This is a genomic window from Psychrobacter sp. 16-MNA-CIBAN-0192 (assembly GCF_040309565.1).
Taxonomy (GTDB): Bacteria; Pseudomonadota; Gammaproteobacteria; order Pseudomonadales; family Moraxellaceae; genus Psychrobacter.
Genome location: NZ_JBEOOX010000014.1, coordinates 1 through 15,598, shown reverse-complemented (window position 1 = coordinate 15,598; position 15,598 = coordinate 1). Strand labels below are relative to the sequence as shown.

The 15,598-nt window shown below is 43.1% G+C and carries 11 protein-coding genes and 1 tRNA gene; 10 read left to right on the top strand and 2 right to left on the bottom strand.

All coding sequences use genetic code 11. From position 1 onward, the window contains the following. Positions 1 to 25 precede the first annotated feature (25 nt). The 4 genes from mgtE to argB all read left to right on the top strand — a co-directional run bounded on the left by mgtE (position 26) and on the right by argB (position 5,169). The gene (gene mgtE, locus AAEY78_RS10555; RefSeq protein WP_352339302.1) at positions 26 to 1,426 is read left to right on the top strand and encodes a magnesium transporter; all 1,401 of its coding nucleotides are present in this window, start codon (positions 26 to 28) and stop codon (positions 1,424 to 1,426) included. Between the two features lie 197 nt (positions 1,427 to 1,623). Beyond that, positions 1,624 to 2,088 carry a dUTP diphosphatase gene (gene dut / locus AAEY78_RS10550; protein ID WP_352339301.1) on the top strand — a complete coding sequence of 155 codons (465 nt, stop codon included), beginning with the start codon at positions 1,624 to 1,626 and terminating at the stop codon, positions 2,086 to 2,088. Further along, complete coding sequence (locus tag AAEY78_RS10545; protein WP_352339300.1) at positions 2,036 to 4,144, top strand: phosphohexomutase domain-containing protein; 2,109 nt, start codon at positions 2,036 to 2,038, stop codon at positions 4,142 to 4,144. The genes dut and AAEY78_RS10545 overlap by 53 nt, the downstream gene beginning before the upstream one ends. 113 nt (positions 4,145 to 4,257) lie before the next feature. Further along, the gene (argB, locus tag AAEY78_RS10540) at positions 4,258 to 5,169 is read left to right on the top strand and encodes an acetylglutamate kinase (RefSeq protein ID WP_352339299.1); all 912 of its coding nucleotides are present in this window, start codon (positions 4,258 to 4,260) and stop codon (positions 5,167 to 5,169) included. 329 nt (positions 5,170 to 5,498) lie between these two features. Here argB and AAEY78_RS10535 read toward each other — a convergent pair whose 3' ends face one another. Further along, positions 5,499 to 5,858, bottom strand: a complete 360-nt coding sequence (locus AAEY78_RS10535) for a hypothetical protein (RefSeq protein ID WP_352339298.1) — start codon at positions 5,856 to 5,858, stop codon at positions 5,499 to 5,501. A 185-nt stretch (positions 5,859 to 6,043) separates the two neighbouring features. After that, the gene (locus AAEY78_RS10530) at positions 6,044 to 6,406 is read right to left on the bottom strand and encodes an arsenate reductase (protein ID WP_352339297.1); all 363 of its coding nucleotides are present in this window, start codon (positions 6,404 to 6,406) and stop codon (positions 6,044 to 6,046) included. Between the two features lie 274 nt (positions 6,407 to 6,680). Between AAEY78_RS10530 and leuS the strand changes: the two genes are divergently transcribed. The 6 genes from leuS to AAEY78_RS10500 all read left to right on the top strand — a co-directional run bounded on the left by leuS (position 6,681) and on the right by AAEY78_RS10500 (position 15,403). After that, positions 6,681 to 9,329 (top strand): leucine--tRNA ligase, encoded by a 2,649-nt coding sequence (gene leuS, locus AAEY78_RS10525; protein WP_352339341.1) that lies wholly within the window; start codon positions 6,681 to 6,683, stop codon positions 9,327 to 9,329. A 39-nt stretch (positions 9,330 to 9,368) separates the two neighbouring features. Continuing rightward, positions 9,369 to 10,073 carry an LPS-assembly lipoprotein LptE gene (locus AAEY78_RS10520; protein ID WP_352339296.1) on the top strand — a complete coding sequence of 235 codons (705 nt, stop codon included), beginning with the start codon at positions 9,369 to 9,371 and terminating at the stop codon, positions 10,071 to 10,073. Between the two features lie 183 nt (positions 10,074 to 10,256). Next, entirely contained in the window at positions 10,257 to 11,354 is a 1,098-nt protein-coding gene (locus tag AAEY78_RS10515; RefSeq protein WP_352339295.1) for a DNA polymerase III subunit delta, read from the top strand. A gap of 222 nt (positions 11,355 to 11,576) precedes the next feature. Next, positions 11,577 to 12,917: an efflux RND transporter periplasmic adaptor subunit gene (locus AAEY78_RS10510; RefSeq protein ID WP_352339294.1), complete on the top strand. Its 1,341-nt coding sequence runs from the start codon at positions 11,577 to 11,579 to the stop codon at positions 12,915 to 12,917. A gap of 192 nt (positions 12,918 to 13,109) precedes the next feature. Continuing rightward, the gene (locus AAEY78_RS10505) at positions 13,110 to 15,059 is read left to right on the top strand and encodes a MacB family efflux pump subunit (protein ID WP_352339340.1); all 1,950 of its coding nucleotides are present in this window, start codon (positions 13,110 to 13,112) and stop codon (positions 15,057 to 15,059) included. Positions 15,060 to 15,327: 268 nt separating this feature from the next. After that, positions 15,328 to 15,403: transfer RNA gene (locus tag AAEY78_RS10500), tRNA-Lys, on the top strand. Positions 15,404 to 15,598 lie beyond the last annotated feature (195 nt).

Below are 15,598 nucleotides of genomic sequence, written 5' to 3'. Positions count from 1 at the left end.
TTTTATTTAACAATTTGGAATGCCTATGCCCGTCTCAACGCCTAACTCTGAACGCTCGTTTAAGCTTGGAGACTATAACCCACAAGAATATACAGCTGAGTATAAGCTTCTATATTTGCAGGGTTTGGTGGCAGATGGGTCATACAATGCCATTACTGAATTTTTAGCCAAGCAATCTGAATATGAGATTGCCAATTTGCTTGAGTCATTCCCAACCCAAGACAGGTTATTGATTTGGGCTCGAGTTGCCGAAACTATTAAAGGTCGCGTACTGGCTGAACTTGAGGTCGATACGCGCCAGCCATTAATGGAGAATATTTCTTCAACGGAGATATCGGTACTGACCCAAGACCTTGATGCGCAAGACATCTCGGAGATTTTAGATACCGTTACTGAAACGGTGCGTACCTCAGTGATGGCAACGCTTGATGAAGACATTCGGCTACAGGTTAATAAGCTTGATACCTATATGGACTGGGAAGTAGGCAGTTATATGGACCCTGATATTATCCAAGTCCATGACGATATCACTCTAGGACAGGTACAAACATGGCTACGCGGTAATATTGACTTGCTTGATGACCAAAGCCAAGAGCTGCTGGTGGTGGATAAGAGTCAACAATTGATTGGTTTATTAAGCTTGGTAGATTTAATTAAACATGAGCAAAACGCACTGGTATCGAGCTATATTGACAATGCAATTACGATTAATGATCGACTCGATATTCAAGATGCTGCCGCGATTTTTCGCTCAGAAGACATCCGTTTTGCCCCTGTTATTAACAGTCACGGCGAGCTGGTGGGTCAATTAAATGGCGAAGATATCATGGAGATTATCCAAGATGACGTCGATAGCACGATGAGAAATCTAGCGGGTGTTAGCCAAGATGACGAGCTTTTTGCCCCTATTCTAACCAGTGCAAAGAGCCGTAGTATTTGGCTTGGCATTAATTTGTGTACCGCGCTGCTTGCCGCTATCGTCATTGGTCAGTTTGAGGCGGTGCTCGCCAAAGTGGTGGCGCTGGCAATATTAATGCCAGTGGTTGCCAGTATGGGCGGTATCGCAGGCTCACAAACATTAACCGTAGTTATTCGCGGTATGGCAATGGGGCAAATCGGTGGCTCTAATCGCTTATGGCTATTTAATAAAGAGCTGTGGGTTGGTGCTATTAACGGGATTATTTGGGCGATTATTATGGCAATTATTGCACAAATGTGGTTTCATGATAGTAAGATTAGTGCGGTTATTGGCTGCGCCATTGCGATTAATATGACCGCAGCCAATGTGTCCGGTATCAGTATACCACTGATGCTAAAACGCATGAATATCGATCCAGCGCTATCTGCTTCTGTGATTTTAACTACAGTGACTGATATTGTTGGCTTTATGTCATTTCTAGGCTTAGCAAGCGTGTTATTACTTTAAACTTGCCGCTTTAAAAATGACTCTCCTAATTTTAGTTTTAAAACATTGTAAAGTTAAAGTTTAATAAAGCTTTTAGATTGAACCTTATTAACATTGCAGTAAAAAATGACCGCTATTAAATGTTGTGGTCATGATGAATTATTTAAATTTATAAATGGTTGATGACTATATCAGCCTCGTTATCAAGTGAGTGTGTTATGCAAGCGGTACAAGTAAAAGTATTAAACCCTAAAATTACTCAAGATGCAGCGTTTTCACTGCCTACCCGTGCTACGGATGGTTCGGCTGGTATCGATTTGCGTGCTTGTATTGATGAGCCGGTAATCATTAAAGCTGGTACCACTCATTTAATCGGTACGGGCTTAGCCGTCTATATTTCTGACCCTAATTATGCCGGTATGATTTTGCCACGCTCGGGTCTTGGTCATAAACACGGCATTGTATTGGGTAATTTGGTTGGTTTGATTGATGCTGATTATCAAGGTGAGCTGATGGTCAGTATTTGGAACCGCAGTGACGATGATTTTATACTCAATCCTGCCGAGCGTATGGCACAGTATATAGTGGTACCAGTGGCGCGCCCTGAATTTGAAGTCGTCAGCGAGTTTAGTGACGAAAGTGCACGCGGTGCAGGCGGATTTGGGCATTCAGGTCGTCAGTAATATAGCTGAAGTGCTGGATGCGCGACTGTTGCTTAATAGCTGTGATAACGGACTCATAGATGATACTAATAACAGCAAGGACGCTGCTATGATGACCAATTTTACTGATCAGCATGACTTATTTCGTGCTTACGATATTCGCGGTGCGCGCCAGCTTTTTACCCAAGATTTTATTCATGCTTTGGGCAATGCTTTTGCGCGGCTATATCTTGGCGCGCCCTCCAAAAAACTATGCCTGATTGACCGAACTGCTCAAAATCAGGTTGTTCAAACCCAAAATATCAATAACCGATCAAACCATCATTTAATTCAGCCCAATACAGTTGTGATTGGTTATGATGCACGTTGTAATAGTGACACAATAGCTCATACCTTAGCCGATATTTTGCATCGTCAAGGGCTCACGGTGATTTATTTAGGATTGGTGACGACCCCAATGATGGCGTTTTGGGCAGAGCGCTATGATGGTCATGGCATTATGGTTACTGCTAGCCATTCAAAAAAAGACATCTTAGGGGTTAAATGGTTGGTAGGTACAGCTTCGCCTAGCTATGAAGATATTGAAACGCTGTATCAAAATTTAACCTTAGATTCTACTACGAAACCAAATAACATCCCTAGTAATAGCTTTATTCACTTACCAGCTGAGACCGTTGCTCATACCTATATTGCAGCCATCAGCCATGTAATGACGCATATTCATCAGCCTAATGTTGGTGAAGATTCTAATAAAGCTCATGAACAATGTTTAGATAAGTTAGCTATTACCGTTGTGATTGATTGTATGCATGGCGCAACTAGTAACATCGCGCAGCCATTATTTGAGCGTTTTTGCCAAAGGGTAATTTTGCTTAATGATACTCCTGATGGTAATTTTCCGAGCGGCAATCCTGACCCTACTGAGCCCAATCGCTTAGCAGAACTACAGCAAACCGTTATGGTACATGAAGCAGATATGGGATTGGCATTTGATGGTGATGGCGACCGACTGATGATTGTTGATAATCGCGGTAAAGTGGTCGCACCCGATCATCTGCTGTATCTATTAGCGCAAGTAGCTATGACAGAACGGGCGGTGACTGATACTGATACGGAAACCCTTACCAAAAGCGGCACGGAAACGGTAGCGCCACAGGTTTTATTTGATGTTAAGTGCTCTCATCATTTACCGCATCTGTTAACTAGGCTTGGCGCTGTGCCAGTCATGACCAGAACCGGAAGCAGTTTGCTCCGTCAACAACTTGCCGGCGAGCGTCAGGCGATATTTGCAGGTGAGCTATCAGGGCATTTTATCTTTAATGATGGTTATTTTATGGCGTATGATGATGCCATGTATAGTGGTCTGCGGCTGTTACATTGGCTCACTTATACTGCAACCGTTAGTCAAATAGAGATGCCGTTATTAGATTATATTGCAAACAATAATGAAGCTGATAAAAAAAATGATAATGCAGCACAGTCTAAAGTAATAAATATAAAAAATGGGCATTCTCAGCCAATGACAACAGGCGTTTGGGGAGAGCCAAAGCCTTTAATAGCGCCATTTCAGCTGACTGATATTACCCAGCATTTGCCATTAATGGTCAGTACTGCCGACCATTATCTACCATTACCCACTCAATCAGGACACCGCTGTTATATTATTGAGCACTTGATAAGTTTCTGTCATCATTTGCAGGAATTGGTACAAACGAACAGCCATGTAACAGCACCAATGTCTACTACAACGCCCAATAAAACAGTCAGTGCAACGTTGTCATTAACATCGCCATTAACGTCGTGTCGCTGTGCACATAGCGCAGTGCAGCCAACGCTAGCACAGGCACATGAGTTACTACCATTAGGCACGCGCTTGTCTTGTATCGATGGCTTGCGACTTGATTTTGAGCATGGTTTTGGTATATTGCGCAACTCCAATACCAGCCATAGTCTGACGGTACGCTTTGCCGGTAATAGCAGTGCTGATTTACAGGACGTACAGGCAAGATTTGTGGCATTATGTAGACCTTTCCATAACTCGTTAGCAGAACAAATCGCCACCATTTGTCCTGAGTAATCGTTATTATTCGAATCATTTTATAAATAATCTGTAATATTCATAAACTAAATCGCGCTAATATATTAATACATAACTGTTTTTAAATCTTTGAACTACTTTAGGAGCTTACCATGTCGCTTAATTTGGATGATGCCAAAATCACCGCTGAAGTCTTAACCACGGCACTGCCTTATATCCAGCGCTTTTCAGGTAAGCTGATTGTGGTCAAATATGGCGGCAATGCCATGACTGACCCTGAGCTTGAAAGCTCCTTTGCCCGCGATATCGTCTTGCTAAAAACGGTAGGTTTGCATCCTGTTGTGGTACATGGCGGCGGTCCACAAGTCGATGGTTTATTAAAAGAGTTGGGTCGCGAGTCTCAGCGTATCGATGGCATGCGCGTGACGGACAAAAGCACCATGGACGTGGTCGAGATGGTGCTTGGCGGCAGCGTGAATAAATCTATTGTTAGCCTGATTAATAAACATGGTGGGCGCGCCATCGGTCTTACTGGGAAAGACGCCAACCTTATCCTTGCCAAAAAATTACTAATGGAACGCATCGGTGACGATGGGATTGCGGTTCCTGTTGATTTAGGTTTTGTTGGTGATGTGGTAAGTGTCAATAAAGATGTGATTAACATGCTAATTGCCGCTGATTTTATTCCAGTAATTGCACCCCTTGGCGTGGATAGCGAAGGTAATACTTATAATATTAATGCTGATTTGGTAGCCGGTAAAGTTGCCGAATTCTTACAAGCAGAAAAATTAATGCTATTAACCAATATAAAAGGCGTTTTAGGTCGAGATGGCAACGTCGTCACCGGTTTGACGCCTAAAACAGTAGATGGCTTAATTGCTGATGGCACCATTTCAGGCGGCATGATTCCAAAGATTCAGTGTGCACTGGATGCCGTTCGTAGTGGCGTGAAAAGTGCGGTGATTGTTGATGGTCGCGTACCCCATGCTACCCTGCTAGAGATTTTCACCAATGAAGGCGTTGGTACACTAATCAGCCGTGATTTAGATGCTGCCCTGAGCTAAATAAACAGTTAAGCAACTAAGCAACAAAATAGCTGGTTTGCACGCTTTCAATGGGAAATCGTTATGCCCCTTTGGCTTTGGGTATTACTATTTATTGGCGAAAGCTTGCATTGCTGGTAGATTATTGGCTTTGGCGGGGCACGTTAGATTGAGGGTTGGAAATCATTTTTTCTGATTGAATGGTTTGCTCTTGATTGGAATGCTGAACAAATCCGCCTTTATGTGTTAATAATTTGGCTTGCCAGCGTGGTTTGGTTTGTTGCCGGTATGATAAAGCCCGAACTTAGACTGTGTTAAGTTCGGGCTTTATAAATCAAAACATATAGCTATTAATAAGCGCAAAATTCAACCTTACTATGGCTACTGTTACCATATACTTTGATATGGTGGTTGCCCTTACGTTTCGTTATAAAGTAGGTCACATCATCAGCACGCTCACCATCTAAACGTCCGCTAGGTCCAGAAACATAAGCGAGATTGATGCGATCATCACCGATATTACGAATAACCAAATTCTGATCGGCTGATAACCACAGGCGAAACACCTTACCATTCTTAATATTGCCGCTGAAATTACCACAATAGCTGTCTTTTACAAAAGTAATCTTAGTCGAAGTATCGGCAGCGTGCGCATTAATACTTATTAACGGCATCATTGCTAAGGTAGCTATTAATAATAAACGTTTCATCATATTCTCCTTGCCATTATTGCACATTAGACACAATACTATACTATAAACGGTCTTCTCATTATTCATCATCAATCATGTTAAGTATATGAAAGTATGGTAATTATCTAGAGTAAAAGGCAATGAGTTATTGGCATTATTAAGAATAATACCGTCAACGATAAGATGTTTTTATATCCCCATTATCAAAAGCAGTTTTCAAACTCAGTTTTATCAAAACCACATAATAATACTGCTTTATTATTATAACTGCCCTCTACTATCGGGCGTTTAATCATACTGGTATTTACTACGAGTAAATCAATCGCGCTATCGATATTGGCATCAGCTGCTTGCTTTTGCTCCTCTGTCAGCTTGCGCCAAGTGGTGCCGCGTTTATTCAATACTTTATCGATACCCAGCGCATCTACCCAACGCTGAATACTGGCTTTATCAATACCTTGTTTTTTATAATCATGAAATTCGTAACTGACATTCAATGTATCCAGCAAGGTCATGGCTTTTTTCATAGTATCGCAAGATTTGATGCCGTAAATAGTAATGGTCATTTTTGCTCCAATGAGTACATGATTAACGTGCTTAGCATTTGCCTATCACGTATCGATTATTTATACCCAGTCTAGCATTTTAGCCATCAAAAATACCGTAACCACTACAGACGATTGACTTATCATATCGTCGCAATTTTTGCCAAATTACGCTATGCTATGGCATTGTAAAAATTCACCCCTTTTTATCTGTGCTAACCAATTTGAGCCGACAATGAGCAACTTGCAAACTGACCACACCAATAATCAAATCAATATCCAAACCGAAACCAATATGAATAGCTATCAGCCGCAACTGATTGAAGCGCAGCAGCAGCAAAAATGGGCGACTGATAAGCGCTACGAAGTCAGTAATGAGCCAAGTGATAAGCCAAGCCGCTATATGCTGTCTATGTTTCCGTACCCAAGCGGCAAGCTGCATATGGGGCACGTGCGCAACTATACTATATCTGACGTGCTCAGCCGCTATTATCGTTTAAAAGGCTTTGAAGTCATGCAGCCAATGGGCTGGGATGCATTTGGCTTGCCAGCAGAAAATGCAGCAATTGCCAATCAAACACCGCCTGCCAAGTGGACATTTGATAATATTGATAACATGCGCGCGCAGCTTAAACTGCTGGGTTTATCTGTCGATTGGTCACGTGAATTTGCTACCTGTAGCCCTGAATATTATAAGTGGGAACAGTGGTTATTCTTGCAGTTGTACAAAAAAGGCATGGTGTATAAAAAGCTGTCTACTGTGAATTGGGATCCTGTTGACAATACCGTACTCGCAAATGAGCAAGTTATTGATGGTAAAGGCTGGCGTAGTGGCGCAGCAGTTGAAAAGCGCGATATCCCCATGTATTACTTTAAAATCACCGATTATGCCGATGAGCTACTCGATGATTTGGATCAACTAGAAGGTCATTGGCCATCTGAAGTGCTCACCATGCAGCGCAATTGGATTGGGCGCAGTTCTGGTATGGAAGTCCATTTTCCGTATACCTTAGAAGGTCAAGACAACACTTTAGATGTGTTTACTACCCGTCCGGATACTTTGATGGGCGTTACTTATGTGGCAGTTGCCGCTGAGCATCCATTGGCGCAATACGCTTCTGAACACAATGAAAAAATTGCGGAATTCTGCGCTTTATGTAAAAAAGGCTCGGTGGCTGAAGCAGATTTGGCAAAAGCCGACAAAATTGGTATGGATACGGGTCTTACCGTCACCCACCCATTAACCGGCAAACAAGTGCCAGTTTGGGTCGCTAACTATGTGTTAATGAGCTACGGTTCGGGTGCAGTCATGGCAGTTCCCGCTCATGATGAGCGCGATTATGAATTTGCTACCAAATACAAGTTGCCAATCAAACAAGTTATCAATATCCCTGAAGGCTACTTTGATGAGCTAGATGCGGATGATAGCGCTGACAGCACTAATCGTGCCTATACCGAGCGTAATACCTTGGTCAATTCAGGCGAATTTGACGGCATGGATTTTGATCAAGCGTTTGAGGCGATGCTAGACAAGCTTGCTCCATCAGAGCTTGCCAATAAAAAGATTCAATATCGTCTACGTGATTGGGGCGTATCGCGCCAGCGTTATTGGGGTTGCCCTATTCCTATGGTGAACTGTGAGCATTGCGGCACCGTTCCAGTAGAAGAGCAGGATTTGCCGGTTATTTTGCCCACTGACGTCGTTCCTGATGGTCGCGGCAATCCGCTTAAAAATATCCCAGAATTTGTCAATACTACATGTCCGAAATGTGGCAACCCTGCTGAGCGTGAAACCGATACCTTTGATACCTTTGTTGAGTCAAGCTGGTACTATGCACGTTTTGCCAGTCCGCATGATGATACCAATATGGTGAATAAACCTGCGGCAAATAAATGGTTGCCAGTTGACCAATATATCGGCGGCGTGGAACATGCGGTAATGCATCTGCTTTATGCCCGCTTCTTCCACAAGCTGATGCGTGATGAAAATCTTGTTTCTGGCGATGAGCCGTTTGCCAATTTGATGACTCAAGGTATGGTACTTGCCGGTACTTTTTACCGAGTGAACAGCGATGGCAGCACTACTTACTACTTCACGCAAGATGTTGAGATTGATTTTAATGAGCGTGGTCAGCCGATTAAAGCGATATTAAAAGCCGACGGTCTGCCAGTCACGATTGGCAAAATCGAAAAGATGTCTAAGTCAAAAAATAACGGTATCGACCCTCAAACTACTATTGATCAATATGGTGCCGATACTGTGCGCCTGTATACCTTATTTACTGCTCCTGCTGACCAAACGCTTGAATGGTCAGACGATGCGCTAAAGGGTCCTTATAACTTTGTGAAAAAAGTATGGCGTATTGCTACTGCGCATCTGCAAGCAGTGAGCGACGCTGACTTGAATCTTGAGACGCTTAACAATACCCCTTTAAACACTGAAGGCTTAACCAAATCTGCCAAATCCTTGCGCCGTAAAACCCATGAAACCATTGCCAAGTTTGATAATGATCTTGGTGAGCGATTGGCATTAAATACGCCGGTGTCAAGTTTGATGGAATTGTCTAATGAGCTTGGCAGCTTTAATGCCAGCAGCACACAAGACTTACAAGTTCAACATGAAGCATTGATTGATTTATTAATTATGCTGTCCGTATATGCTCCGCACGTAGGTGAGCATTTGCTTGAACAGCTGGGGCTTGATACGCAAACACTAGCCTATCCGGCAGTCGATACCAGCGCCTTAGTACAAGATATGGTCACTATGGTGGTTCAGGTCAATGGTAAAGTACGCGGCAAGATGGATGTTGCCCCTAATAGTGATCCTGAGCAATTAAAGGTACAAGCACGGGCGATTGAAAGTGTGGCGAAGCATATTACTGGCGAGATCAAAAAAGAAATCGTCGTGCCGAATAAATTGGTTAATATCGTAGTAGCCAGTTAAACGCATTTAGCATTTTTATTTAAGATAAGGATAGCGGTTATGTCGTACCTGCATCAATCAGCGTGCTCATCAATGCAAAAGCGTAAGCACTCTAAAAGAACGCGTGCCAATGCCGTTGCTCGTCTATTATTAGCGACCTTGCCACTGCTGACGGTAGTAGGTACGACCAGCTTATTATCAGGCTGCGGCTTTCAGCTGCGCGGTTATGATGCGCCGCTACGTTTTGAGATGGCAAAAACGGCACTTATCATTGATGACAGCCGCACCTCATTTCCTTTAAAACTGCCGCTCACCCACCGCCTAAAATCTCTAGGTGTGGACGTGGTTGAGAGTGACTCTGTTAACAATTCGACTGCTAACAGCGAGCAAATAGCCATTATTAAAGTGGATAATGTACGCTTTAAACGTTATGAGCTGGTTGGCGTTTTAACTGAAATCCGCTTGGTAATATCTGCAAATGTCACTTATAAAACCATGCAAGATGGCAAGCCTGTGACCTTGAGCAATCCCATTCAAGTTGAGCGCAGTTATCAGTATAATGAGGCATCAGTCAGTACTGATGATCAACAAGGCACGCAAATACGGGACTGGTTATACGAGAGTCTAGCACGGCGAATTGCCGATCAGTACGTGGCGATTAACTTACCTAAAAAGACAGCAGCGACTAATAACAGTACAGCACCACTGCTAAAAAACTCAGTCATAAGCAAAGATGAAGCTACGGTTATCGTGCCCTATCCTTAATAATATTTAAGATAGCCTTAGTAAGCTCTGATTTCACAAGCTTACTAAGGCTTTTAACATTTCATTGAACTTTTTTGAACATTGCTTTGAGCGTTATTTTTACTATTATCATTGTTATGCTATTTTTTGATGCTAATTTTTATATTAGCCTTCTTTTATTACTTTTCTTAACAGCCCTCCTTTATGCAACAAACCTTTATACAAGCCTACCCTAAACTACTGCAGCCCTCGGTCGCAGTGGCTGGACTGTGGCTCGCCCATGGTGATGAGCCTTTATTACATCAGTGGCTTATTGATGCGCTGCGACCGCATTGGCGCGAGCAAAACTACGCGATTAAGCGTATCGAGCTAATCTCTATCAAAAGCTGGCAAGATGTGCTTGCGGAGCTTGGTAGCTTATCGCTATTTGATGATGCCAGTGCATTGATTGTTACCGGAAATCATAAACCCGATAAAGCGGTCATTACCGAGTTAGAACGCTTTGCGGTTGAGGCACAAGCCGGTACTCACAGTCATAGCGTATTGTGGCTAACCTCAAAGCTGGATCGCCGTGCCCAAACGGGTAAATGGTTTACCCCTTTTGCTCAATATGGTCAGGTAATTGATTGCAACTTGTATGATGAACGCGGGCGTCAGCAGTTGTTACAAGTACAAGCACAGCAGTTTGGTTTAACCTTATCACAAGACGCATGGCAGCTTTTGATGTCACATACGGAGCATCATCTGCTTAGTGCTTATCAAACCTTGTGGCGACTGTCTTATTTATTTGCGCCCGAGCTTATAGCCGCCAATTCAGAAGCAACTAATTCAGAAATGGTATCAACATCCACAAACCCTTCACCTATGGCTACAAGTACGAAAAGCATTGCGCTTGATATTAATGATTTGCAAGCGGCATTGGTTAGCGATGCCCAGTTTAGTGTGTTTGATTTGTCCAATGCCATGCTGGCTGGTCATAGTACACAGGTAGCAAAAATAGTTTTGCAATTACAAGCCAGTGATGAGCCTACAACTTTAGTACTGTGGGCGATTAGTAAAGACATGCGACATATTTTGGCGCTGCATGATGGTCAAGATCCACAAACACTCGGTATATGGCGCAGTAAGCAAGGCTTATATCAGCAAGCCTGTCGCCGTTTGTCTTCTACTCAGACTGCCGACTGGACGGAAATCATTTATCGCTGTGATCAGGCAATCAAAGGTATCATCCGTCAACCAGCTTGGGAGTTGTTATTACAAGCGGCGCTTGCAGTGTCGGGAAAACGATTATTTAATTTATAACTTATTTACTCTCTAGCTTGTCCTATTGTGCTTCTATCCTGTCCTGCTTTGCCAATTTAATGGATTATTTCAGCTTGATTTTTCAGATATCCTTTATGTTTCAGATATCCTAATGTCTAATTTCCGCTTCTCTTAACCTTTCGCAAACTAACCCTCATTCCCTTTTTGCCCTCAAGGCTTTACTATAGCCATACTGGTTTGCATTGGAATGAGATAGTAGTTATGCGTAAGATTAACAAAAAAAAGTCGATTAAATGGGGTATTATTGCCCTCGTCATCATTGCTTTAGGGCTTTTAGCCTATAAAACCTTAAAACCCAAAGAAGCCACACCCAACTATCTGACAGCGACTGCTGAGATTGGCGATATCGAAAATAACGTCATGGCATCGGGTAAAGTTAAAGCGCTGAATACCGTCGACGTCGGTGCACAGGTATCTGGTGAAGTGACGCGGCTATTCGTTGAAGTCGGTGATGAGGTGCAAAAAGGCGATTTAATTGCACAAATTGATCAAGTGACGCAAAAGAACAGTTTAAGTAATGAGCAAGCAAGCCTTGAACAAAGCGAAGCCGCACTACAAAGTGCGCAAGCAGAATCGTTAAGCAAACAAGCCAGTCTGAAAAGTGCCTATGCCGATCTTGCCAGCCGTCAAGCTGAGCTCAAACAAACACAAGCAGATTTCTCGCGCCTACAAGGCTTACTGGCTATCGATGCGATATCGCAGCAGGATTATGATACGCAAGCGACAAAGGTTGCTACCGCTCAGGCATCGGTCGCTAATGCCCGCGCTGCCATCGAGACAGCAAAAGCCGCAATAGCGACCACCGAGGCGAATATCAATAGCCAACAGGCTGCATTACGTAAATCTCAAACCAACGTCAGCACCGCGCAGGAAGATTTAAGCTATACCACCATTCGTGCACCGATATCAGGGACGGTGGTATCTGTGACCACTGAGCAAGGGTCGACCGTCAATGCCAATCAAACCGCACCAACCATCGTCACCTTAGCCGATTTATCCACCGTGCGTATCAATGCGCAAATCTCTGAAGCCGACGTCATTAATGTCAAAGCAGGCTTGCCAGTCTATTTTAATATCATTGGCAATCCCGACCAAAAATATGATGCGACGTTGACTGCTATCGAGCCTGCTCCAGAGCAAATTAGTAGTACCAGCTCAACGGACGCTGCTATCTATTATGTCGGCTACGTAGAAGTACCGAACCCTGACCGCTTGTTCCGAATTGATATGACCGCCCAGATTTATATCATCATCGACCAAGCCAAAGATGCGCTACTTGTGCCATCAGCGGCAGTAAAAGAAAGACCTGCCAAAAATAAGGCAGATGGACAAGCCAAAACCAATAATATTGTACGGGTACTAAGTGATGACGGTACCGTAGAGCCTCGTACAGTAGAAGTAGGAATTGATAATCGAGTAAATGCGCAGATTTTAAGTGGCTTGAAAGAAGGTGAGCAGGTTATCATCGGCGAAGGTAGTGCCAACACTTCAGGTAACGGTGGTGGTCGTACTCGTATACCTGGTGCTACTCCAAGGAGGTAACTAATTATTTGACTATGTTAACGATAAAAGGGCTTAAAAATATTAGCCCTTTCATCACGACACTCACTATCTTTGATTAAAGACATTGCTATGACTATATCTCAATCTGCTAAACAGCCGACCGACAGCACTAGCGCTTCGATAGAAACTAACTCACCGAATAACACTACATCTACCGCTGACAAGCCCATTATGGAGCTGTCGGGTATTATTCGAGAGTTTGCTGCCGGCGAGCAAACTATTCGCGTATTGCATGATATCAATCTGACGATCCACCAAGGTGAAATGGTCGCGATTATCGGGCAATCTGGCTCTGGTAAGTCCACCTTGATGAATATCTTGGGTTGCTTAGATCAGGCGACAGCAGGTGAATATAAGATTTATGGTCAATCAGCAAACAAACTAGAGGCAGATGAACTGGCTGAGTTACGCCGAGAACATTTTGGCTTTATCTTTCAGCGCTACCACCTGCTTGGTGACATTAGCGCCAAAGACAACGTCGCCGTCCCTGCCGTATATGCGGGCATGAATACCGAGGCACGAATTAACCGTGCCGAAAAACTCTTGACCGATCTAGGCCTTGGTGAAAAGGTAAACAATCGACCCAGTCAGCTCTCAGGCGGCCAACAACAGCGTGTTTCTGTTGCTCGCGCTCTGATGAATGGTGGCGATGTCATCTTAGCTGATGAGCCAACTGGAGCACTAGATAGCAAATCTGGCGAAGATGTGATGGCGATCTTACATGATCTAAATGCTAAAGGTCATACCATTATCATGGTCACTCATGATCCCAAACTTGCCGCACAAGCCGAACGGGTTATTGAGTTAAAAGATGGCTATGTCATTGCAGATTATAAAACCGAGCATTATAAACCGACAAATCAACAACCAGCATCTATCCTCGGTGGACATCGTAAAAGCGCCTTCGGAAGTTTTGTGGATCGTTTGCTCGAAGCTTTTAAGATGTCATTACTTGCCATGCGTGCACACAAGATGCGCACCTTGCTGACTATGTTAGGCATTATCATCGGTATCGCTGCGGTTGTGTCTATCGTCGGTCTTGGTCAAGGCTCTCAGCAGCAAATTCTCGCAAATATTAGCTCGCTAGGAACCAATACTATAACAGTGAATGACGGCTACCCTAGAGGCGACCCGCGACGTAAATATAATGACGATAACCTCACACCAGAAGATGCAGAAGCGGTCAGCAGTCAACCGTATGTTATCAATGTGAGCCCTCAAGTCAATACCAGCTCTAGTGTACGCTATGGCAGCGTGCAGGAAGACTCGACCATCAATGGTGTTGGTGAGTATTATCTAGAGGTCACTGGTGAGACGCTGGCATTAGGTCAAGGTTTCGATTCGCAAAGTATCGACCTTCGCAGTCAAGATATTATTATCGATGACAATGCCAAGAGTGCTTTTTTTGCAGATATAGATAACCCTATCGGAGAAGTCATACTCATCGGTAGTGTGCCTGGACGCGTGGTTGGCGTCCTTGAAGCCAGCGACAGTGGCTTTGGACCAAGTAGCACGACACCCGCCATATATATGCCTTATACCACTGTGATGTCACGTATAACTGGTAGTGCAAATATTGATAGTTTTATAGCACTGTTAGATGATAGTGTCTCATCTAGTGTAGCTGAGTCAGCTATTTCCGACATAATAGAAGGTCGCCATGGTAAAGATGATTTTAATATTATTAACTCAGATTCTATTCGTCAGACCATTGAATCAACTACAGGTACTATGACACTGCTCATCTCATCGGTTGCTGTTATCTCATTGATTGTTGGTGGTATTGGGGTGATGAATATTATGCTAGTATCGGTCACGGAACGCACTAATGAAATTGGTGTACGTATGGCTGTTGGAGCTCGTCAAAACGATATCATGCAGCAGTTTTTGATAGAAGCCGTACTCGTCTGTATTTTGGGCGGCTTATTAGGTATTGGAGTAGCCTTTGCTATCGGTGAAATCATTAATAATTTTGCTGGTGATAGCTTTAAAGTGATTTACTCCCCAACTTCTATCATCGCCGCTTTTGTCTGCTCAACACTGATTGGCGTGGTATTTGGATTCTTGCCAGCACGTAATGCTGCCAAACTTGATCCGGTCGAAGCTTTATCTAGAGATTAACTTACTGTTATCCATTTTTATAAAGAATTAAACCCATTTATAAAGCAGGCACTCTAGATAAATAATATAAAAAGAGTTCTTTTTTCTTAAAATCTACTTTTTTTCTTAAAAAAAAGGCTTTTTTATAATTATAGGGTTGCAATTGCCATAATTATATATATAATGTGCTCTCACGTTTAGAGATACAAATAACTAAACGCGAAGGAAGTCCAGCATTAAGGATTTCAACTTGTAGAGTTAAAAAGCAATGCTTTTTATTATCTCTTCAGGGCCGATAGCTCAGTTGGTAGAGCAGTTGACTTTTAATCAATTGGTCCCGCGTTCGAGTCGCGGTCGGCCCACCATATTTAGTATTACTATTATCATGCATGCTACCCTATTAGGTAGTAGCGTAATAAGTTATAAGACATGATTTCTGATGTCTAGTTTCAATAAGTTTCCCTTTAAGGAAATTTATCTTGCAGAGTTAAAAAGCAATGCTTTTTATTATCTCTTCAGGGCCGATAGCTCAGTTGGTAGAGCAGTTGACTTTTAATCAA

What these genes read in the sequence shown, in the direction of transcription:
- mgtE (WP_352339302.1), top strand. Translation starts at nt 26, where the DNA reads ATGCCCGTCTCAACGCCTAACTCTGAACGCTCGTTTAAGCTTGGAGAC.
- dut (WP_352339301.1), top strand. Translation starts at nt 1,624, where the DNA reads ATGCAAGCGGTACAAGTAAAAGTATTAAACCCTAAAATTACTCAAGAT.
- argB (WP_352339299.1), top strand. Translation starts at nt 4,258, where the DNA reads ATGTCGCTTAATTTGGATGATGCCAAAATCACCGCTGAAGTCTTAACC.
- AAEY78_RS10535 (WP_352339298.1), bottom strand. Translation starts at nt 5,858, where the DNA reads ATGAAACGTTTATTATTAATAGCTACCTTAGCAATGATGCCGTTAATA.
- AAEY78_RS10530 (WP_352339297.1), bottom strand. Translation starts at nt 6,406, where the DNA reads ATGACCATTACTATTTACGGCATCAAATCTTGCGATACTATGAAAAAA.
- leuS (WP_352339341.1), top strand. Translation starts at nt 6,681, where the DNA reads ATGAATAGCTATCAGCCGCAACTGATTGAAGCGCAGCAGCAGCAAAAA.
- AAEY78_RS10520 (WP_352339296.1), top strand. Translation starts at nt 9,369, where the DNA reads ATGTCGTACCTGCATCAATCAGCGTGCTCATCAATGCAAAAGCGTAAG.
- AAEY78_RS10515 (WP_352339295.1), top strand. Translation starts at nt 10,257, where the DNA reads ATGCAACAAACCTTTATACAAGCCTACCCTAAACTACTGCAGCCCTCG.
- AAEY78_RS10510 (WP_352339294.1), top strand. Translation starts at nt 11,577, where the DNA reads ATGCGTAAGATTAACAAAAAAAAGTCGATTAAATGGGGTATTATTGCC.
- AAEY78_RS10505 (WP_352339340.1), top strand. Translation starts at nt 13,110, where the DNA reads ATGGAGCTGTCGGGTATTATTCGAGAGTTTGCTGCCGGCGAGCAAACT.